Here is a 783-nt window from a genome sequence, read left to right on the forward strand (position 1 = left end):
TCTCGATAAAGTTAATTCCGTACTGTTGACAAAGTTGAGATATTCTATCTTTCAACTTTGCTGTGGGAATTTGCACGAATTCTTGATTGTTCTTTTTCCCAATATTAATCCCATCTTTATTGAATTGATTCCAACCAAAGACGACATTGCTAATATTATTACTGAGACACCAATTAATAATGAATCTTGCGGCTTTATTAATATTGTCTCTCATTTGCGGTGCGACCCCGGCGAATCGCATTCGCCTAGGGAACGCGCACCAAGACAGACGGTTACGTTTTTCGGTTAACTCGGCGAGTTCTTCATCCCAGTATCCTTGTGGCTTTCCTGTCTTGATTTTAGCGATTTGCTTGTTATACCACTGATTCTGAGATTTGACCTTTTTCCCGTCAATAATGAATGACTTTCCTGTATTGGATACTCCCGTAATCCAATTATTTAATCCGGGGTCTATACCGAGAACATTACTGTTCGGCTTAATTGGTTTAATATCTGACTGTTGGCAAACAAACTCAATATAAAAACAGCCATTTCTGGGAAGTATTCGATACTCTTTGATTGATTTATAATCCAGATTTGAAGGCATGGGGAGCAGAAAATGGTCAATTCCAAACCATACTTTAACCTGATTGCCTAAAGTAAATTTTAAATTTCCATTGGACAACTTAACCCATCGAGAGGGATAACTAACAACTGCCATGCCTCCTTTCTTTCGGTAAGATGGTGGTTTGGGTCTAAAGTGTAATTTCTTCTCCTTGTACAACTTTGATAATTTCCCGTAGG

The 783-nt window shown here is 38.3% G+C and carries 1 protein-coding gene; it reads right to left on the reverse strand.

From position 1 onward, the window contains the following. Nucleotides 1–783 (reverse strand): transposase (locus JUI58_RS01285; RefSeq protein ID WP_348539809.1); only part of this gene is annotated, 783 nt, incomplete at both ends.

Source organism: Spirulina sp. CCY15215 (assembly GCF_016888125.1).
Taxonomy (GTDB): Bacteria; Cyanobacteriota; Cyanobacteriia; order Cyanobacteriales; family Spirulinaceae; genus CCY15215.